Below are 20,935 nucleotides of genomic sequence, written 5' to 3' on the forward strand. Positions count from 1 at the left end.
CTCCACCGCAGCTCGCGCCACGGAGGAGCCACGACCCGCCGTCGGAGAATCCGCCGCGGCCGACCGTTCACCCTCCCGCCTTCTCTTCACTGCTTCCCGTGACCTCCTATCGCCTTAACCGCCTCTTCAATCCGAAATCCCGCCGCTGCTTCGACGTCGCGATCGACCACGGCTTCTTCAACGAAGCCGCCTTCCTCGGCGGCATTGAAGACATTGATCGCGCCGTCTCCGTCATCGTCGAAGCGGCGCCCGACGCCGTGCAACTCACCGTCGGCCAGGCCCGCCACCTCCAAAAGCACCCCGGCCGTTTCAAGCCCTCCCTCGTCCTGCGCGTCGACGTTGCCAACGTCTACGGCAAGACGCTGCCACGCAAACCCTACAGCCTCATGATCGAGGACGCCGTGGAGCAAGCCGTCCGCCTCGACGCCGCCTGCCTGTGCGTCAACCTCTTTCAAATTCCCAATGAACCCGAGGTGGGCGAGGAATGCGTGCGAAACATTCTCCGCCTGAAACCCGCCTGCGAGCGCTACGGCATGCCCATGATGGTTGAGCCGTTGGTCTTCCAACCCAACGCCACCCACGGCGGTTATATGGTCGACGGTGATGAGAAGAAAATCATCCCCTTGGTTCGCCAGGCGGCGGAACTCGGCGCCGATCTCATCAAGGCCGATCCGACCGACGACGTGACGCTCTACCACCGCGTCATTGAGGCCGCGAGCGGCCTCCCTGTGCTTGTGCGCGGCGGCGGCAAAGTCAGCGATCGCGTCATCCTCGAACGCACCGCCGCCCTGCTCGCGCAAGGTGCCTCCGGCATCGTGTATGGTCGCAACATCATTCAGCATCCGCACCCGGCCGCGATCACCAAAGCCCTCATGGGCATGGTGCACGACAACCTCAGCGTCGACGCCGCGCTCGCGCTCGTCACCCGCTGACCACAGCACTCGGCCACCTCCTCTTTACCTCCGAATCTCACCCTCCCTATTCTCTATGAAAACGAAGCCGGCTCCCTTTTCCTACGCGCCCGCGCAGTTCGTGCCCTTTCGGGACCTCAAAGCCATTGCGCGCGTCCGAAAGATTAAAAAAGAAAACATCACCAAGCACGCGAATCCCGAGTTCAAAATCTCGGTGATCCCGGATGCCGACGTCGAGTTTCTCTGGATGACAGAGATGTTTCACCGCATCAAAACTGCGATGGATGCGGGCCAGCCGCTGGTCATGATCATGCCCAATCCGTGGCCGAACTACGTCAAGCTCGCCTACCTCATCAACAAATTCCGCGTCGATTGCCGCCGCCTCTACACGTTCAACATGGACGAGTATGCGAACGAAAAGGGCGAGATCGCACCGGAATCATGGGAGTTCGGGTTCATGCACGCGTTCAAGAAATACTTCTGGTCGCGAATCGATGCGAAGCTCCGTCCGCCGGAGAAAAACGTGCAGGGCCCGACCAACAAGAATATCAAATCCTACGGGAAGATGATCGCCGATCTCGGCGGAGCCGATATTGTATATAGCGGCCCGGGCTGGGCCGGCCATCTTGCGTTCATCGATCCGTGCGCTCCCGAGTTCGAGGCGGCCAGTCTCGCCGAATGGAAGCAAATGGGGCCGCGCGTCTGCACGCTGCATCCGCTCACCATCGCGCAAAACTCCCTCCACGGCAGCTTCGGCATGAGCGGCGATCTCGCCGCCGTCCCCCCGATGGCCGCCACGATCGGTCCGGCCGAAGTCATCGCGGCGAAAAACCGCATCGATATTCACGCCATCACGATCGACGGCTCCTTCGCCTCGTGGCAGCGCCTTACGACCCGGCTCTGCCTGCACGGCCCCGTCACCCCGCTCGTCCCGCAGTCCATTCTGCAAACGCTGCGCACCGACGTCTGGGTTTCCGAGTCCGCCGCCGCCAACATCGAGCCGCGCTGGGACAAGGGCTACTGATTCGCGCCGGTCGCCGCACGCGCCCCGCTTCCCTCCGCGACCCGGGATTCGTCCCGGGTCGCGCTGCGTTTGGATCAGCGCATCAATGCATCCGCGCACCACATGATCGGCGCCTGCCCATGCAAATCGCCGACCAGCCGCACCGCGTTAAAGTAGTGCTGCCGGTCGTTCGCCTTGTTCAGGCCCGAGCACACATCGCGCACCCGCCCTTGCTCGTCGATCCGCGCCACCAAGGCGAGCCACCCCCGGCGCGCCGCCGGACCATACGTCGCTTCGTCCAACCAGCCGTTTTTTACGCCGGTGATGAACGCAAACGTGAACATCCCCGTCGCCGACGATTCCTCCCACGATGCCGGATCGTCGATTAACTGGTGCCACATTCCGCTCTGGTCCTGCCTCTTCAACAACGTCGCCATCATGCGCTGGTAACTCACCAGAATGCGGGCGCGCTGCGAATTCTCGGCCGGCAACGCCGACAGCAACTCCGACATGCCCGCCGCGAACCAGCCGTTGCCGCGCCCCCAAAAGAACGGGACATCCGGCGCGTGATAGAAGAGTCCGTTCGGCTGTTGCAGCTTGTCCAGATACGCGACCGCTTCCGCCGCCGCACGATCAATATATTTTTTCTCGCCCGTCGCACGATACGCCTGCGTTTGCAGCATCGTAATCATATACATGTCATCCACCCAGAAACGCGTGTGCCAGCTCAGCCCCGCCGCGACCCCTTCCTTCGCTTCCGGGCTGAGTTTGCTTTCATCCGTCGGCGTCGCCCATTGCTGATCCGCCAGCGTCAACCCCGGCGCCAGATAACGCTGGTCGCGAGTCTCCATATACAACTCCAGCGGCACCGCGCCGAAGACCGTGTAATCGACGTTCAGCGCCGGCGGAATCAGGATGCGCGCGGGGCCCAGCAACGGATCGAAGCGCCGCACCAGGCGCTCATGCAGGGCGCGATCGCCCGCATCGCGCGCAAACCGCAGCGAACCGATCCACGTGCAGGTTTCCACGTAGTGAATCACCCGCTGCGGCCCAAACAATTGGTAGGGCCGCGCGAGATAGTTTTCCGCGACGCGATGACCCACTTCATCCGGCGACGCACCCTTTGGCCAGTCGCCAAAACTTCCGGCCGAACAAACGCCGGCACTCACCACACCGAGTAACACGAGTCCAAGATAACGCAGGCTGATCATCGCGGGCTTCTACGAACGCTTCCGTCGGCGAAGCGAACACATTCGGCTCTCGGCCTCCCTCAAACCACGCGTTTCGCGCCGCGCGGACCGAAAACTCCGAGGGGCAAACCTGCGCAGGAAAACAACCAGCATTTTTCGTCCCCCGGACTAAGATGCGGCCTAAATTGCGTTGGCGGTTTATTCCGCCGGTGCGGATATCTTCGTTCGTCCGAACCTCGGCTTCTGCCGTCCGGATATCTCATGCCTCCGTCTTTTCCGCGCGCCTTATCCGAGCCTTTCCCTTCCGCGGACGGCGAATCCGGTAACGCCCGCCCGCGGCCGCCGTCTTTGTCGCGGACCGTCCCGCTGCCCTCCGCCGCGGACGCCGGTCTTCGGAGTGGATACCCGGCGCTTGTCGCCCCGTCCGCCTTCCGATCCCAGCCTTGGTTTGAACTCTTCCCGCCATGATCTCGGTCCTTCGCCCGCTTCGCGTTCCGGCCTGCCGATTCTCCATCGCTCTCGGCGTGTTGGCCTCCGTCGCCTTCGCCGCCGCGCCCGCCACGCCGCCGTCCGGCCGGTCTCCCCGCCTCGCGAAAACCGGGGATTTCGTCTTCAATATCCTCCCGAAATCACTGCAGAAGAATCCGTATATGGACATGACGTTCAATACGGAATATACCGCCTACGGTCACACGCTCCCTGCGGCCACACCGGAGCATCCCGTTTATTACGTTTTGCACGATGCGGGCTTTCGCCAACTGGGCTGGAGTGTCGCCCGCGAAAAGCCACCCGGCGCCGAAACCATGCACGCCGCCTTGATCAAAGCGCTTCGCCAAAACGGCTTCATCGCGGCCGATCCGCCCGCCCATGAGCCCACCCTCCTGATCAATTACTTCTGGGGTTCGCACAATCGGCCGGACGATGAGACGGCGCACGACTTCCCTGAGTTGATGCGCAAAAACATGACCGAACGGGCGCTCTTGATCGGCGGCAAAACGCTCGCCGACGAAGTCAACAACACCATTCTCTGGGGCGCCGGACAGCACAACAACGTCGAGAAAATGGAATTCCTCACGGATCAAGCCGCGGACAACATTTATTATATCGTGGCCTCCGCCTACGATTACCGCGCCTTCGCCCGCAAGGATCGCAAGCTCGTCTGGCGCACCACCATGACGGCCGCCGCCGATGGCCTCGCCCTCGATCAAACCATGCAACCGCTCATTGCGAGCGGCGCCCAGTTCCTCGGCCACGAAACGACCGAACCGGAGATTGGTTCCCGCCACATCCTGCGCGATTCCCACGTCGAGATCGGCGATACGATCATGGTCGACGAGAGCGCCTCCTCCGCCACCAAAACGCCACCGGCCAAGAAGGAGAAGTGACGTCGCTCCGCCCATCGCGTGCCAGCGCCCGCCCTGCCGCGGTCGAAACCGCCCGCCTCCACCGCTGAAATTTTCCCCTATGTTGATCGATTGCCACAACCACATCGGAGCTGACCTCTTCTTCTACTTTAACGGCTTCTACCCGTATGCGCAGGACCTGCCTGCGCTGGTCACGGAAGGCCGCCGCCAAGGCATTGATCGGTGGGTGGTCTTTCCGATGGTTGCGCACACGTGGTTCGACCTCGGCGCCATGCGGCGTGGCGAGCTGAAGCCGGGCGGCCCGGAGAAGATTCCTTACGCCTTCGAAAACGAGCGCATGCTGCGCGAGATCTACGATCAATTTCCCGACCTCGGCCGCTTCACGCTTCCGTTTGCCATCCTCGATCCCATGCGCGAGCCCGAGGCGCAAGCCGCCACGCTGCGTGCGCTGCATCGCGACTATCCGTTCTACGGCCTGAAAATCCAGGCCACCATGACCCAGGCCGATTGCGGCGCCCTGCTCACCACCGGCCGTTGCTTCCTGGAACTCGCCGAAGAGTTGAACCTGCCGTTCCTGATTCACTCCAGTGTGATCGCCAATGATCCGTGGTCCGAAGCGGGCCTCCTGCTGCGCATCGCCGAACAAACGCCGACCGTGCGATTCTGCCTCGCGCATTCCTGCCGCTTCGATCGTCCCTACCTCGACCGCGTCGCCGAGTTGCCCAACACTTGGTTCGACTGCTCCGCCCATCGCATCCATTGTCAGGGCGCCGCCCTTGGCCTGCCGTTCGTCGCCGCTGAGAAACGCCGTTTCGCGGCCGATTACCGGGATCCGACGAGCGTCCTCCACGCGCTCGCGGAAACCTATCCCGATAAACTGCTCTGGGGCTCCGATACGCCCTTCGAAACCTTTATCGAAAACACCAAAACGAGCAGCATCTCGCTGCGCTCCAGCTATAAGGAAGAAGTCGATTGCCTGCGCGCACTGCCGGGATCCCTGCGGCAAAAAATCGCGCACGACAACCTCCTCGCGTTGCTCCAACTCAAGGAACCGGCGATTCTCAACCGCTGACCGCGTTCCCGCGTGACGACCGCCCCGGCGGCAGCCTCCCCGCGAGGCGCGCAGCTCGCGCTGTGGACGGCCACGATTCCCTCGCGAGGTCGCCCGCAGCCACCCTCTCCTCCGCTCCGCTGCGCGCTTCGCCGTTTCGCAGCGTCGCAGAGTAGCCGGCCGCTTCACCTCGCTTAACCCTCCGCGCCACGGCATTCCTGCTCTCGCCATGCAACTCGAACATTTCGCCCTCAACGTCGCCGATGCGCGCGCCCACGCTCGCTGGCTCGTGCAACATCTCGGCTTCTCCGTTGCCCGCAGCCGCGTGGACGCGCCCTACACCCACTTCCTGGCCGATGATACCGGCCGGGTGGTCGTAGAGTTGTATTCGAATCCCCAAGCCGCCGTGCCCGATTACGCCGCCGCCCACCCGCTCTGTTTCCACTTCGCCGTCGTGTCCACCGACGCGCACGCCGACCGCCGCCGCCTCGAGGCCGCAGGCGCGACGCATTTCCTCGATGAACCGCAGCCCGACGGTTCCCAACTCGTGATGCTGCGCGATCCGTGGGGTGTGCCCCTGCAACTCTGCCAGCGCGCCCGCCCGTTTTAAGCGCGCATGCCGCCGGTGTCCGCGCCGCAGGGTGCGGCCAAGCATATTTCATCGGCGTCGCGAAAATGCGCTGCCAATTGCGTTGGCTGCGCTCCGGCGAGCCCGCACCGTGTCGGTTATGCTGCCCCTTTCCGTCTCGCTGCCGACCGCAGGTCCTAAAGCTCTTTTTCTTCGTCATCGGATGCGCAGCCTCCTGCAGCTCTCGTGCGCGCTGATGGCCGCCCTCCTCTTTGTTCGCGCCGCGCGCAGCCAGGTCACGCTCACGCACGACGGGCAACCCACCTCCGTCATCCTCACGGCCACCAACCGCAGCGCCATTGTGCTGCTCGCCGCCCAAGAACTGCAGAAGCATCTGCAGATCATGTCGGGCGCGCTCGTGCCCATCGATTTTGTCGGCCAGGAATCCCACTACAACGGCAAGAGCCTGATCTACCTCGGCACCGGCGTCGCCGCTCCCTCCACGGCGGAGTTTTATACCATCCGCACGGTCGGCACCAACCTCTACATCGTCGGCAAGGACACCGGCTCGACCAACTACACCGATCTCTCCGGCTGTCAGCCCGGCAACCTCTTTGGCGTTTATCATCTGCTCAACGAAATCCTCGGCGTCCGCTGGCTCTGGCCCGGCGACCTCGGCATCGTGGCGCCGCCCACACCAACCATCATCGTGCCCGCGACCGATCTCACCACGGGACCCAACATGGTGCAGCGCAAATTCCGCAACCCGCGCGACGGCTTCTACACCGGCGGCGCGTCCTCCTACGTCGGCACCGCGCTCACGATTCCCGCCGTGCCCACCGATGCCGCCACGCGCCTCCAACTCGGCAACGAAGAGCTCCTCTGGCAACGCCGCATGCGCATGGGCACCCGCAAAAATCTCTCGTTCGGTCACTCGGAAACGAAGTGGTGGGCGACCTATGGCGCCACGCACCCGGAGTATTTCGCCGTCCTCTATTCCGGTTCCCAGCCCAAGCCCGCCGCCGACCGCGTCAAACTCCACGTCTCCGGCGACGCCACGATCGCCGCCAAAGTCCAGGAATGGATCAACCTCGGCAAACCCAGCACGTTCAACGTCTGCCCCAACGACAGTCGCAACTTCTGCGTCTGCCCCGAGTGCCTCGCGTGGGATTACCCGTCCCAGCCCGCCAGCATCATCAACTCCGATAGCTCCGCGCTGCTCAGCGATCGCTACGCCCGCTGGTATACCGAGCTCGCCAACCGCATCAAAGCCATCCGCCCCGACACCATCCTCTACGGTTACGCCTACGACGTTTACCGCAAAGCGCCGATCATGGCCACTGTCCCCGACAACGTCGCCCTCGCCTACATCCCCGGCGCGGCGAGCGATACCGTCAAATCGCAGATCGCCGACACCGAAGCCGACGTCCTCGGCTGGATCGCCCACGGCTGCACCCAAATGTATCTTCGGCCCAACTGGATGCTCTCCGCGCACGCCGGCCCCTTCTGGCCCACCTACCGCATGGGCAACCACTTTCGCGACATGCTCGCCGGCGGCTATCTGCTCGGCCTCGATTCCGATAGCTCCGCCGGCAGCTACTCCAACTTTGGGCTATATTATTATATGGTCGCCCGACTGATGTCCAAGCCGACCATCACGATTGACCAGATCATGGATGAATATTGCTCCGGCTTCGGCCGCGCCGCCGGCCGCATGCGCGACTATTTCAGCTATTGGGAAAACTTCATTTATAACCAGGCCGACCAAGGCAACACCGACATCCTCGGCTGGTCCACCGGCATGGCGGCGTATGGCGCGACCTACACCGATGCCGCCTTCGACGGCGCGGAAAAAATCCTCGACGATGCCGTCGCCCAACTCGGCGCCGGCGAAACCGCCGCCCGCGACCGCATCGCCTTTCTCCGCATCGCCTGCATCCACGGCCGTCTCACCGCGCAAGCCCTTCGCCTGACCGATACGACCAAGAAGACCGTCGCCCTCCGCGCCCTCCTCGCCTATCGCAACGCCACCGCCAGCACCTTCGCCCTCTGGCGCGAATGGCTGATCGATCGCGAGGGCTACGGCGCCGGCCTCACCAGCCTCTGGACCGCCGTGCTCGCTACGCCCACCATCGGCTACGGCTCCAACGCCGGTGCGTTCATCGACTCCGGCGGCCAGGTCGTGCTCGAAGCCGAACACGCCACCGCACGCACCGCCGGCACCGGCACCTTCGCCGGCGTCGCCTGGCAGGACAACACCACCACGCCCGGCGCCATCGGCACCGCCGTGCAAGCCCTGCCCAACGCCGGCGCCGCCGCCAACGAAACCACCAGCACGCCCCGCCTCGACTTCACCGTCGATTTCCGCAGCACCGGCACGTGGTATGTCTGGGTCCGCCTCCCCGCCCTCGCCGCCGCCGACGACTCCGTCAACATCGGCCTCGACGGTGCCATCACCGCGAAGAATCTGCAGAACACCTCCGGCGCGTGGACGTGGACCAACACCGGCACCGCGGGCCGCGCCACCATCAACATCACCACCATCGGCGTTCACACGTTCAACGTCTGGATGCGCGAGGACGGCGTCGTGCTCGACCGCATTCTTCTCACCAACAACGCCGCCTTCTCCCTCGCCCCCACCGACACCGGCCCCGCCGAAAGCGCCACTCGCGCGACCACCGAGCACCTGCTCGTCGTCGGCTCCGGCACCGGCGATGGCTACTACGGCGAAAGCTCTTTCGTCGCCCTCTCCGCCGACCCCGCGCCCGCCAACTACATCTTCGACCGCTGGGTGGGCGATACCGCCGGCCTCCTCAGTCCGACCTCCGCCAACACCACGCTGGCGATGCCCGCCGCCGACACCCGCGTCGACGCTTCCTATAAACTCAGCCCGAGCGCCGACTCCGATGGCGATGGCATTCTCGACGCGTGGGAACTCGCCCACTTCGGCAATCTCACCACCGCCAACGCCACGTCCGACACCGACGGCGACGGCGTGACCGACCACGACGAGTTCCTCGCCGGCACCGACCCCAACGACCCGAACTCCCGCCTGCGCATCACCAGCATGATCAAAAACGCCCAGGGCGACATCGTTCTCCAATGGCCCGGCGTCGCCGGCAAAACCTACCGCCTGATGACCACCACCGATTTGCAAAGCGGCCAGTGGACACCCATCTCCGTCGATATCGCCGCCGTGACCCCGGTCACCACCTACACCGTGCGCACCAGCTCGCCGCGCCTCTTCTTGCGCGTTGAAGTCGAGTGATTGCACGCGCCGCCTTTATCATTCACCCTCCCTTTTATGAACCTGCTACCTGCGATCGATATTCGAGCCTATGCCGGCTCGAGTCCCGCTAAACTCAAATCCGATTTTCTCGTCGACGGGCTCTTCGTCCGGGGCAAAGCCACGTTTAGCTATTGGGAAACCGATCGCACTGTGCTCGGCGGCATCGTGCCCACAACCCGCCCCCTCACGCTGCCGTGCCCAAAGGAGCTCGCCGCGACCTACTTCAACGAGCGTCGGGAAACCGGCGTCATCAACATCGGCGGCGCCGGCGCGGTGGAAGTCGACGGCGCGCGCTACGATCTCGCGCGCTACGACTGCCTCTATATCGGCCGCGGCGCGCAGCAGGTCGTTTTCCATTCCACGGAGAAGGGCCGGCCCGCGCACTTCTATCTCCTCAGCTATCCCGCGCACACCGCGTATCCGACCCAACACGTAAAACACGCCGATGCGCCCGGCGTCTCCCTCGGCTCCGCGACCGATAAAAACAGCCGCGTCCTCTACAAATACATCCATCCCGCCGGCGTGAAAAGCTGCCAGCTCGTCATGGGCCTCACGATGATTCAGACCGGCAGCAAGTGGAACACCATGCCGCCGCACACCCACCTCCGGCGTTCCGAGGTGTATCTCTATTTCGATCTTCCGCCCACCGGCTTCGTGAAACACTACGTCGGCCGTCCGGATGGCATTCGCAATCTGCGCCTCCGCAACCGCCAGGCCGTCCTCTCGCCGCCGTGGTCCATTCACTGCGGCGCCGGCAGCGTCCACTATTCCTTCATCTGGGGCATGGGCGGCGAGAACCAGGAATTCGCCGACATGGATCCCGTCGATCCGGCCCTCATTCGCTGACCCCATGAGCGGAATTCTTGATCGCTTCAGCCTCGCCGGCCAGGTCGCCGTCGTCACCGGCGCCTCGCGCGGCCTCGGCGCCGCCATCGCGGTCGCCCTCGCGGAAGCCGGCGCCGATGTCGCCCTCGTCGCCCGCGGCGATGTCTCCGCCGCCGAGCAGGCCATCGCCGCCCTCGGCCGCCGCAGCCTCCGCCTCGCCGAAGACGTCGGCGCACCCGATGCCGCCGCGCGCATTCACGACGCCGTGCTCAAAGACTTTGGTCGCGCCGACATCCTCGTGAACAACGCCGGCATCATCCGCCGCGCGTCGGTCCTGGAATTCAGCGAGACCGACTGGGACGACGTCCTCAACGTCAACCTCTCCGCCGCCTTCCGCCTGAGCCAGCGCTTCGCCGCCGGCTGGGTGCGCGCCGGCCAGCCCGGCAAAATCGTCAACATCGCCTCGATGCTGTCGTTCCAAGGCGGCGTGCGCGTCGTGTCCTACACCGCCGCCAAAAGCGCCCTCGCCGGCATCACCCGCGCGATGGCCAACGAACTCGCGGCGCACCGCATCAACATCAACGCCGTCGCGCCGGGCTACATGGCGACCGACAACACCGAGGCGCTCCGCGCCGATCCCGCGCGCAACCGCGCCATCCTCGACCGCATCCCGGCCGGGCGTTGGGGCGAGCCGGGCGATCTCGCTGGCGCCGTCGTCTTCCTCGCCTCCTCCGCGTCCGACTACCTCCACGGCCACGTGCTCGCCGTCGACGGTGGCTGGCTCGCCCGTTAACCCTCCCTCCCGCGCCGCCTCCGTCTGTGGCGCGGGCCCCTTTTCGGCCCCATGAAACTGCTCCCCCTCCTCCTCGCCCTCGCCGCCCCCGCCGCGCTGTCCGCCGCGGACCAGCTCGTCGTGACTGTCACCCACGATCTCGCCGTCGCCCGCCCCGCCGAAACGATCTCCGTGCCGTGGGCCGATGTGAACCGCGCCTTGCCGCACGCGATGATGTATCATCTCGCCGTCAAGGATGCCGCCGGCCACGTGCTGCCCTACCAGGTCACCAACATCAACCCCACCGCCAAGGACCCGCAACGCGACGGCGGCGCCTACGGCGAACTGCTCTTCCAGCACGACTTCGCGCCCGGCGAAAAGTCCGCCACGTTCACCGTCGAGAAAATCGCCGCCAACGCCCCCCTCTTCCCGACCAAAGTCTTCGCCCGCTACGTGCCCGAACGCCTCGACGACTTTGCATGGGAAAACGACAAAGTCGCCCATCGCATCTACGGCCCCGCGCTCGCCGCACCCGCCGCGCCCGGCTCCGGCAAGGAAGTGCTCGTCACCAGCGGCGTCGACCTCTGGGTGAAACGCGTTTCCTACCCCGTCGTCGATCGCTGGTATAACAAAGGCCACGACTACTATCACCACTTCGACCTCGGCGAAGGCGCCGATCTCTACAACGTCGGCACCACGCGCGGCTGCGGCGGCACCGGCATCTGGGACGGACACGAACTCGCCATCGGCCGCAACTACCGCACGTGGACCGTCCTCGCCAACGGCCCCGTGCGTGCGATCTTCGAACTCACCTACGACGCGTGGGACGCCCACGGCCGCCAGATCGCCGAGACCAAGCGCTTCACCGTCGATGCCGGGCATTACCTCGACCAGATCGACAGCACCTTCACCGTCACCGGCGATTCCACCGCTCCGCTCACCGTCGCCATCGGCTTGAATAAAACGCCCAGCGACAAGGGCGAAGATCCCACCGTGACCCTTACGCAGGACGCCGACACCGGCGTGCTCGCCCAATGGCTCGCGCAAAAGATCCACGGTGGCATGGCCACCGGCATCATCGTGCCGCCCGGCGATTTCGCCGGCTTCGCCGAAGACGCCCGCAACCTGCTCGTGCTCGCGCATGCCAAGCCCGGCGCCCCGTTGCGCTACTACGTCGGCGGCGCGTGGTCGGAAGCCGGTGAAATCACCGACGCCGCCGCGTGGAAATCGTATCTCACCGCCGAGTCCGCGCGCCTCGCCTCACCGGTCCGCGTCGCGCTCAGCACGCGCTAACGCGCCCTCACCTTTCCGCGCGTTGATCGCCCTACGCCGTCTTCTCCTCGCCGCGCTCACCCTCGCTGGCGTCAATCTCGCAGCGCCCTCACTCCTCGCCGCCGGCTGGGACGACCTGCCCGCGGTCCTCGCGCGGATCTCGGCGCCGCAATTTCCGGCGCGCGATTTTCCGATCACCGAGTTCGGTGCGCGGCCCGGCCTCGATGCCACCGCCGCTCTGCGCGCGGCCATCGCCGCCTGCTCGGCGGCCGGCGGCGGCCGCGTCGTCGTGCCCGCCGGCCTCTGGCTCACCGGTGCGATCCATCTCCGCAGCGGCGTCAACCTCCACGTTTCCGCCGGCGCGACGTTGCGGTTTTCCACCGACCCGACCGCCTATCCCCTCGTGTTCACGCGCTGGGAAGGCATCGAGTGCCTCAACCATTCGCCGCTCATCTACGCGTTCGAGCAGGAAAACATCGCCGTCACCGGCACCGGCACTCTCGACGGTCAGGCGAGCGACGACACGTGGTGGCGCTGGGTCAACCGCTCCGCCGAGGGCCTCCGCCCGCAACAGGCTGCCCGCGACGCCCTCGTCGCTTTGGGCGAACAAGGCGTGCCCGTCACACAACGGATTTTCGGCGACGGCCATTTCTTGCGGCCCAACTTCATCCAGACTTATCGCTGCCGGAATGTCCTGATCGAGGGCGTGACAATCATCCGCTCGCCCATGTGGGAAATTCATCCCGTGCTCTCCACCAACGTCACCGTGCGCGGCGTGAAGATCGATTCGCACGGACCCAACAACGACGGCTGCAATCCCGAATCCTCGCGCGATGTCCTGATCGAAGACTGTGTTTTCGACACCGGCGACGACTGCATCGCCATCAAATCCGGCCGCAACGCCGACGGCCGCCGCGTCGGCCTGCCCTCCGAAAACATCGTGGTGCGCCGTTGCACGATGAAGGACGGCCACGGCGGCGTGGTCATCGGCAGCGAAGTATCCGGCGGCTGTCGCAACGTTTTCGTCGAGGACTGCGTGATGGACAGCCCGTCACTCGACCGCGCCCTTCGCCTCAAATCCAACGCCCAGCGCGGCGGCGTGATTGAAAACGTCTTCATGCGGCGCGTGACTGTCGGCCAGGTGGCCGAAGCCATTCTTACGGTCGATCTCCTCTACGGCGAAGGCGCCGCCGGCGAGCATCCGCCGACCGTGCGCAACATCCACCTCGACCGCATCACGAGCACCTCCAGTCCCCGCGTGCTCTGGATCGCCGGCTTTGCCGGCGCCACGATCGAAGACATCTTTATTCGCGACTGCACCTTTCGCGGCGTCACTGCTGCGGAATACGTCGTCCACGCCGGCCACATCGACTGGCGCCACGTCACGATCGAGCCCGCGGCGATCCCGATTCGTCGTTGATCGTCGCCCGGCTGGGCGCGGGCGGCTGCGCGCTCACGTCTCATTTATCTCCGGCGGCGGCGCGTCGGCGTCGCACTTGCCTCACACCGAATCACGCCTCCAAACTTTTCCTCCCTCTCCTTCGCCTGAGTCACACCGATCAATTTTTCACCCTGATCCGCATGTTTTCTCGTTTTCTCATCCTTCTCAGCGCTGCCCTTCTCGCGACGTCGTCTCCTCTGCTCCAGGCAGCCTCGAAAGCCGGCGATGACATCACCACGTTGCCGGCGTTTTCCGTCTCCGAAGAGACGGCCGATGACAGCTTCGATGCGACGGGCATGGGCGCGGTGGATGAAGAGATGAGCGATCCCGTTTTCTCGAACGAACTCACGAGCATCGACTTCGACTCGGATCCCACGATCAGCGGCGACACCGAGGTTGAACTCGGTGCCATCGACACCGATTCGCCCTCCGAGCGCGCCCTGGGCCAGTCGCAGCTCAAGCTCCGCGGCTTCCCCACGCCGAGCCTGCGCAACAGCTATCTGCGCGTCGGCCTCCCGCGCGCCGTGAACATCAATCGCGTGATCGTCATCGAAGGCCCCCTCGTTCCCGTCCTCGGCCGCGCGGCCCCCGGCGGCATTCAAAACTTCCTCACCTGGCGTCCTCGCGCCACCGCCCAGCAAAGCCTCGAATTCCTGACCACCAGCCGCGACCGTCAGCGCGCCGCCGCGCGCACCAACGGCACCCTCATCGCCAAACGCCTCTGGCAACGCGTCGCCGTCGAATGGACGCTGCGCAACGGCCCGGAGCAGTTCTCCCGCCAGGAAACCAGCTCCCTCAGCGCCGCGCTCACCTGGCGCCACAACCGCGCCGCGAGCACGATGGTGTCCTTCGATTTCTCTCATCTTCTCGCCCGCGTGCCGCCCGGCATCCCGCGCTATCGGCCCACCGCCGGCGCCAAGATCGCCGGCCCTTATCTCCCGCTGGCGTTGTTCAATTCCAACGGCCCCCACGCCGCCGTGCGCCGCGATACCGGCGTGCTCAACGTGCAATCCGAACGCCAGCTCTCCCGCATCTTCGCCATGCGCGCCTCCGCGGAAGCATGGTGGGCGCACACCGATCAGGACCGCTTCACCTCGCCCGTGCTCGTTCTCGACCGCGGCGTGTTTGAAGGTGTCCGCGAACCACGCCACATCGAGCAACCCTCCCAAACGCTCGCCGCCCAGATCGAGTTCACCGCGCGCTTTCACATCGCGAAGACCGAGCACAAACTGCTCCTCACCGCCGCGCAAACCTGGGGCAGCCAGTCACGCCTTGAACGCGCGCTCTCCACCGCCGACCGCGCCGCCCAACCCGCCGACGTCCGCACCTTCGATCCCGCCGCCCCCAACTACACCGCGCCCGCCTACGATCCGTTGGTCTATTCGCGCGTCATCACCGACCGCGATGAACGCGCCCGCTTCAGCGCCGCCGAACTCGGTGATCGCGTCGCCCTCGGCCGTGGCATTGTGGTGCTCACCGGCGGCGCCCGCTACGATGCCGTCACGCTCCACGTCACCGACGCGAAGCCCGGCAGCGCCCGCCCGCTGCTCGAAGACCACGCCACACGCCTCAGCTTTCACTCCGGCCTGAACTGGCAGATCCAGCGCAACCGCCTGCTTCTTTTCGCCACCGCCAGCAGCGGCTTCGATCCCGCCACCCGTGTCGACGGCCGCACCGGCCTCATCCAGCCCCACGAATCCACCCTCGGCTACGAACTCGGCCTCCGCGGCCGCCTCGCGACCGGCCGCTTCGAATACTCCGCCTCCTCGTTCCTCCTCTATAATCGCGACATCGCCCGCCGCAATCCGCTCTACGACGACCCCATCGCCGACGCCAACCAGACCCAGCCGCAGCTCGTCGCCGCCGGCCGCGAACGCTACACCGGTGTCCGCCTCGACGCCCGCTGGCACTTCAACCCCCAATGGCAACTCGCCGTGCGCGGCGTCGAAATGCAGGCCGCCACCACCGATTCGCCCGACCTGCCCCAGGAGGTCGGCCGCGCCGTCCCGCGCCTGCCCGGCGAAACCGCCTCGCTCGTGCTCCGCCGCCGCCCCGCGCAAAAAGGCAGCGGCTGGACCGGCAGCCTCGCCCTGTCCTACGTCGGCGCTTACGTCGCCAACTACGAAGACGCACGCCAACTCGAGGTCGACTACCCCGGTTATGCACTGCTCAACGCCGGCGTCGGCCGCATCTGGCGCCACGGCCCCCGCTCGCTCGAAATCAGCCTCGGCCTGCGCAACGCCCTCGCCCGCGACCTCCTCGCGAGCAACGCCCGCGTCGGCGCCGGCCGCGAACTCACGTGGTCCACCCGCCTCCTGTTTTGACGCTCCCCGGCCGCCCCGCCTGCGCCCCGCACCTGCCCCACCGACGCCCGCCTTTCACTTCGCTGACACGGTTGCCACCGCTTCCGTTAAACAATGAGCGCCAGCGCAGACTGTCGCCCGTTCGCACGTCTTCCTAAAGTCGCCGTTCCCCCATGCCCTCCTTCATTAACGAGAATTTTCTCCTCCAAACCGCGGCCGCGCGCGACCTCTACCACACCTACGCCGAAGGTCAGCCGATCTACGATTACCACTGCCATCTGCCCGCCGCGCAGATCCTCGAAAATCACGCCTTCGCCGACATCGCCGAAATCTGGCTCGGCGGCGATCACTACAAATGGCGCGTGATGCGGGCCAACGGCGTCCCGGAACGCTTCGTTACCGGCGATGCCTCGCCCCGCGAGAAATTCGACGCCTGGTGCGCCACCGTCCCGCACGTTCTCCGCAACCCCCTCTATCACTGGTCGCATCTCGAACTGAAGCGCTACTTCGATCTCGACGTCACCATCAACGCCGACTCCGCCGACCGCATCTGGGAGGAGGCCAACGCCAAACTCCGGTCGATGCGCGTGCATGATATCCTCGCCGCCAATCGCGTCGCCGTCATCTGCACCACCGACGATCCCGCCGACTCCCTCGAAACGCACGAAAAGATCGCCGCGCTCGGCCTCACCACGCGTGTCTATCCCGCCTTCCGCCCCGACAAGGCGCTCGGCGTCAACGACCCCGCCGCCTTCAATCCGTGGGTCGAAAAACTCGCCGGCGCCGCGCAGATCACGATCGCCTCGTTCGACGACTTTCTCGCCGCCCTTCGCCACCGCCACGACGATTTTCACGCGCATGGCTGCCGCCTCTCCGACCACGGCCTCAACCACGCGTTTGCCGAGCCCTGCACCGCCGCGGAAGCCCAAACGATCTTCGCCGCCGCCCGCGCCGGCCGCGCCGCTTCTTCGGCCGATCACGCGAAATTCGCGTCGTTCCTCATGCTGGCCTTCGGCCGCTGGGATGCGAAGCGCGGCTGGACCAAGCAGCTCCACCTCGGTGCGCTGCGCAGCGCCAACACCCGCCTCCTCGCCCGCCTCGGACCCGACACCGGTTTCGACTCCATCGGCGACTGGCCGCAGGCCTCCTCGCTCGCGCGCTACCTCGACACCCTCGACTCCACCGATGAGTTGCCGCGCCTGATCGTCTACAACCTCAACCCCGCCGACAATTATCTCCTCGCGACGATGATCGGCAATTTTCAGGACGGCTCCGTCCCCGGCAAACTGCAATTCGGCAGCGGCTGGTGGTTCCTCGATCAAAAAGAAGCGATGGAGTGGCAGCTCAACGCCCTCTCGAACAACGGCCTGCTCAGCCGCTTCGTCGGCATGCTCACCGATTCCCGCAGCTTCCTCAGCTACACCCGGCACGAATATTTCCGCCGCGTCCTCTGCAACCTGCTCGGCTCCGAGATGGAGCGCGGCGAACTTCCCGCCGACCGCGAGCTCGTTGGCGCCATGGTGCGCAACATCTGCTTCAACAACGCCCGCGACTACTTCCGCCTCGAACTCCATTCGCACTTCGCGTAATTTTCTCCGCCCTCGTTTGGCTCCTCGTTCCCATGAAGCGCATTCTCCTGACGACCACTTCCTTTCAAGACACCCCCGGTGAACACCACCGGCTGCTCGCCGAAACCGGCTGCGAAATCGTCACCGCCCGCGGCCCCCTCAACGAAGCCGATACGCTCGCCCTCGTCGGTGACATCGATGCCTACATCTGTGGCGACGACGCCATCACCCGCGCCGTCCTCGAAAAGGCCCGCCCGCGCCTGAAAATCCTCAGCAAATACGGCATCGGCGTCGACAAGATCGACATCAAGTCCGCCACCGAATTCGGCATCCCCGTGCTCTTCACGCCCGGCGTGAATCATACCACCGTCGCCGAGCACACGTTCCTGCTCCTCCTCGCGGTGGAGAAAAACCTCCTTTTCCACACCGACTCCACCCGCGCCGGCGGCTGGAAACGCAAAACCGGCCACGAGCTTTTCGAGAAGACGATCGGCATCGTCGGTCTCGGCCGCATCGGCAAGGAAGTCGCCATCCGCGCCCGCGCCTTCGGCATGCACCCCATCGGCTTCGGCCACTATTGGGACGACGCGTTTGCCGCCCAATACGGCGTCCAACGCGCCGCCTCGCCGGAGGAAATTTACGCCGTCGCCGACTACATTTCGCTCCACACCAATCTCACTCCGCAAACGCGCCACATGATCAACGCCGCCTCCATCGCGAAGATGAAGCCCGGCGCCGTGATCCTCAATTGCGCCCGGGGCGAGATCGTCCACACCCCCGACCTCATCGCCGCGCTCCAGTCCGGCCAGCTCCGCGGTTACGGTGCCGACGTGCTCGACGAAGAACCGCCGCCGCCCGATTACCCGCTGCTCAAATTGCCCAACGTCGTCATCACGCCTCACATCGGCTCCCGCACGTTTGAAAGCGTCGTCCGGCAGGCGACCTGCGCCGTCAAAAACCTCACGCTCGCCATGAACGGCGAAAAGCCCATCGCGCAGATCAACCCCGAGGTGCCGGTCAAAAAACTCGCCTGAGCTTTCCCCGCGCCGCCCTTCGCCGTTTCGCGGCCGGGTGACATTGCCGCACGCCAACTCTTTTTCTTCCTGCTCCTGCCATGCCCGAGACCTTCTACATCGTTCCCGAAACGCAGCACAACGAGCTCGTCGCCGCCGCTTACCAGCACCGCGGCTTCCAAGCCGACGAAGCCGCCGAGGGCGCGCGCTTCTGCGCCGAGGCCACGCGCCACGGCATCCGCACGCATAACGCCCTCAAGGCGCTCCACCTCGATCACCTCTTCGGCTCCGGCTCGAAAGGCTGCGTGCCCGGCGCCCAGATCGAAGAAAAGCCCTCGCGTTTCGCCGCCACGAAAGTCTGGAACGCGAATCGCAAGCTCGGCCAGTCCACCGCCTATCGCGCCATGGCCGAAGCCATCCGCCTCGCCGACCAATTCGGCGTCGGCACCGTCGTCGTCGACAACGCGTTTCACTATCTGTGGGGCGGCGGCTACGTGATGGATGCCGCGCGCAAGGGCTACCTCGCCTACACCAACTGCACCGCCGCGCTCGCCGAAGTCGTCCCGTTCGGCGGCAAGTTTCCCACGCTCGGCACCAATCCCCACTCGTGGGGCTTTCCCACGACCGACGCCGTCGGCTTCCCGATCGTCATCGATTGGGCCACCTCCGTCGTCGCGATGGGCCGCGTGCAACAACTCGCCCGCGAAGGCAAAATGCTGCCCCTCGATGCCGCCGTCGACGCCAACGGCGCGCCCACCACCGATCCTGCGAAAGCGAAATACCTGCTCCCGTTCGGCGCGCACAAAGGCTACGGCCTCTCCCTGATCAACGAGATCGTCGCCGGCTACATCGGCGGCTCCCTCCCGACCATCCGCAATCGCTGGAGCCAGGCCGAGGGCGACAAGGGCACGTGCTGTTTCTTCTTCCAAGTCATCCATCCCGACGCCATCGACGGCGGCGCTTTCGCCAAAGGCCGCAGCCAGAAGGACAACGTGAAAGCCGTCATCCAGGACGTCCTCGGCCACGGTAACGAAAACTGCATGCTGCCCGGGCAACTCGAGGCTCGCTTCGCCGAACGCACCGCGGCCGCCGGCGGCCTCCTCTTCAGCAAAGCCGAAGTTGAAGCGTTCAACGAACTCGCCGCCGAGTGCCACCGCCCGCAATGGGATCTCGCCGCCTTCGCCACCACCGTCGTCTGATCGCACCGGCCCGTTCTCAGTCGCCTTTTCCTCCCCTCTCCGTCCCTGTCTTTTTGTCATGAGCCTGAACATCAAAACGAAATCCTCCTGCGCGTTTGACCAGCTTTCCCTCGGCGAAGTCATGCTGCGCCTTGATCCCGGCGAAGGCCGCATCCGCACCGCGCGCGAGTTCAAGGCCTGGGAAGGCGGCGGCGAATACAACACCTCCCGCGGCCTCCGCAAATGCTTCGGCTACAAAACCGCCGTCTGCACCGCCTTCGTCGACAACGAGGTCGGCCACCTCGTCGAGGATTTCATCATGCAGGGCGGCGTCGCCACCGATTTCATCAAGTGGCGCGAAGACGACGGCATCGGCCGCACCGTGCGCAACGGCCTCAATTTCACCGAGCGCGGCTTCGGCATCCGCGGCGCCGTCGGCGTGCCCGACCGCGGCAACACCGCCGCCTCGCAGCTCAAGCCCGGCGACTTCGACTGGGACCACATTTTCGGCCAGCTCGGCGTGCGCTGGTTTCACACCGGCGGCATCTTCGCCGCGCTCTCCGAAACCACCGCCGCGCTCACCGTCGAAGCCGTCAAGGCCGCCAACAAACACGGCACCATCGTCAGCTACGATTTGAACTATCGCCCCTCGCTCTGGAAAACCATCGGCGGCTTGAAGAAAGCCCAGGAGGTCAACCGCGAGATCGCGAAGTATGTCGATGTGATGATTGGCAACGAAGAGGACTTCACCGCCTCGCTCGGCTTCGAGGTCAAAGGCGTTGATCACAACATCAGCACGATCGAGATCGATGCCTTCAAGGCCATGATCGAGACCGCCGTGAAGGAGTTTCCCAACTTCAAAGTCGCCGCCACCACCCTCCGCCGCGTGATCACCGCCACGAAGAACGACTGGTCCGCGATCCTCTGGCACGACGGCCAGTTTCACGAGAGCCGCAAATATCCCGAACTCGAAATCCTCGACCGCGTCGGCGGCGGCGACTCGTTCGCCTCCGGCGTGCAGTTCGGCTTCATGGAATTCAACGACCCGAAGAAGGCCGTGGAATACGGCGCCGCTCACGGCGCTTTCGCATCCACGACGCCGGGCGACACCTCCATGGCCACGCGCAAGGAAATCGAGAAACAGATCAAGGGCGGCGGCGCCCGCGTCGTCCGCTAAGCTTCCGCCT

General features: G+C 65.2%; 16 protein-coding genes. 15 read left to right on the forward strand and 1 reads right to left on the reverse strand.

The window, feature by feature from the left end; genetic code table 11:
* The first annotated feature begins 98 nt into the window (after positions 1–98).
* Positions 99–932, forward strand: coding sequence for a class I fructose-bisphosphate aldolase (locus tag K0B96_RS14690; protein ID WP_220161634.1), 834 nt, complete (start codon positions 99–101; stop codon positions 930–932).
* A gap of 55 nt (positions 933–987) precedes the next feature.
* Positions 988–1,935 (forward strand): sugar phosphate isomerase family, encoded by a 948-nt coding sequence (locus tag K0B96_RS14695; RefSeq protein ID WP_220161635.1) that lies wholly within the window; start codon positions 988–990, stop codon positions 1,933–1,935.
* 74 nt (positions 1,936–2,009) lie between these two features.
* On the opposite strand, the gene K0B96_RS14700 is transcribed toward K0B96_RS14695, so the two are convergent.
* On the reverse strand, positions 2,010–3,125 hold the full coding sequence (locus tag K0B96_RS14700) for a glycoside hydrolase family 88/105 protein (RefSeq protein WP_220161636.1): 1,116 nt from the start codon (positions 3,123–3,125) through the stop codon (positions 2,010–2,012).
* A 443-nt stretch (positions 3,126–3,568) separates the two neighbouring features.
* Between K0B96_RS14700 and K0B96_RS14705 the strand changes: the two genes are divergently transcribed.
* The 13 genes from K0B96_RS14705 to K0B96_RS14765 all read left to right on the forward strand — a co-directional run bounded on the left by K0B96_RS14705 (position 3,569) and on the right by K0B96_RS14765 (position 20,925).
* Positions 3,569–4,489, forward strand: coding sequence for a hypothetical protein (locus tag K0B96_RS14705; RefSeq protein WP_220161637.1), 921 nt, complete (start codon positions 3,569–3,571; stop codon positions 4,487–4,489).
* A 79-nt stretch (positions 4,490–4,568) separates the two neighbouring features.
* Positions 4,569–5,540 carry an amidohydrolase family protein gene (locus tag K0B96_RS14710; RefSeq protein ID WP_220161638.1) on the forward strand — a complete coding sequence of 324 codons (972 nt, stop codon included), beginning with the start codon at positions 4,569–4,571 and terminating at the stop codon, positions 5,538–5,540.
* A gap of 208 nt (positions 5,541–5,748) precedes the next feature.
* Positions 5,749–6,129, forward strand: coding sequence for a VOC family protein (locus K0B96_RS14715; RefSeq protein ID WP_220161639.1), 381 nt, complete (start codon positions 5,749–5,751; stop codon positions 6,127–6,129).
* Positions 6,130–6,310: 181 nt separating this feature from the next.
* The gene (locus tag K0B96_RS14720; protein WP_220161640.1) at positions 6,311–9,355 is read left to right on the forward strand and encodes a DUF4838 domain-containing protein; all 3,045 of its coding nucleotides are present in this window, start codon (positions 6,311–6,313) and stop codon (positions 9,353–9,355) included.
* Positions 9,356–9,391: 36 nt separating this feature from the next.
* Positions 9,392–10,222 carry a 5-dehydro-4-deoxy-D-glucuronate isomerase gene (kduI, locus tag K0B96_RS14725; RefSeq protein WP_220161641.1) on the forward strand — a complete coding sequence of 277 codons (831 nt, stop codon included), beginning with the start codon at positions 9,392–9,394 and terminating at the stop codon, positions 10,220–10,222.
* Between the two features lie 4 nt (positions 10,223–10,226).
* On the forward strand, positions 10,227–10,994 hold the full coding sequence (gene kduD, locus K0B96_RS14730; RefSeq protein WP_220161642.1) for a 2-dehydro-3-deoxy-D-gluconate 5-dehydrogenase KduD: 768 nt from the start codon (positions 10,227–10,229) through the stop codon (positions 10,992–10,994).
* Between the two features lie 51 nt (positions 10,995–11,045).
* Complete coding sequence (locus K0B96_RS14735; protein ID WP_220161643.1) at positions 11,046–12,266, forward strand: DUF4861 family protein; 1,221 nt, start codon at positions 11,046–11,048, stop codon at positions 12,264–12,266.
* 22 nt (positions 12,267–12,288) lie between these two features.
* On the forward strand, positions 12,289–13,665 hold the full coding sequence (locus tag K0B96_RS14740; protein ID WP_220161644.1) for a glycoside hydrolase family 28 protein: 1,377 nt from the start codon (positions 12,289–12,291) through the stop codon (positions 13,663–13,665).
* A 161-nt stretch (positions 13,666–13,826) separates the two neighbouring features.
* A complete protein-coding gene (locus tag K0B96_RS14745; RefSeq protein ID WP_220161645.1) occupies positions 13,827–16,010 on the forward strand; it encodes a TonB-dependent receptor domain-containing protein in 2,184 nt (727 codons plus the stop codon).
* A 152-nt stretch (positions 16,011–16,162) separates the two neighbouring features.
* Positions 16,163–17,578 carry a glucuronate isomerase gene (gene uxaC, locus K0B96_RS14750; protein WP_220161646.1) on the forward strand — a complete coding sequence of 472 codons (1,416 nt, stop codon included), beginning with the start codon at positions 16,163–16,165 and terminating at the stop codon, positions 17,576–17,578.
* 32 nt (positions 17,579–17,610) lie between these two features.
* Positions 17,611–18,591 (forward strand): phosphoglycerate dehydrogenase, encoded by a 981-nt coding sequence (locus tag K0B96_RS14755; RefSeq protein WP_220161647.1) that lies wholly within the window; start codon positions 17,611–17,613, stop codon positions 18,589–18,591.
* A gap of 80 nt (positions 18,592–18,671) precedes the next feature.
* Positions 18,672–19,769: an Ldh family oxidoreductase gene (locus K0B96_RS14760; protein WP_220161648.1), complete on the forward strand. Its 1,098-nt coding sequence runs from the start codon at positions 18,672–18,674 to the stop codon at positions 19,767–19,769.
* A 58-nt stretch (positions 19,770–19,827) separates the two neighbouring features.
* A complete protein-coding gene (locus K0B96_RS14765) occupies positions 19,828–20,925 on the forward strand; it encodes a sugar kinase (protein ID WP_220161649.1) in 1,098 nt (365 codons plus the stop codon).
* Positions 20,926–20,935: the final 10 nt, after the last annotated feature.

The organism is Horticoccus luteus (genome assembly GCF_019464535.1).
In the GTDB taxonomy this organism is placed as follows: Bacteria; Verrucomicrobiota; Verrucomicrobiia; order Opitutales; family Opitutaceae; genus Horticoccus; species Horticoccus luteus.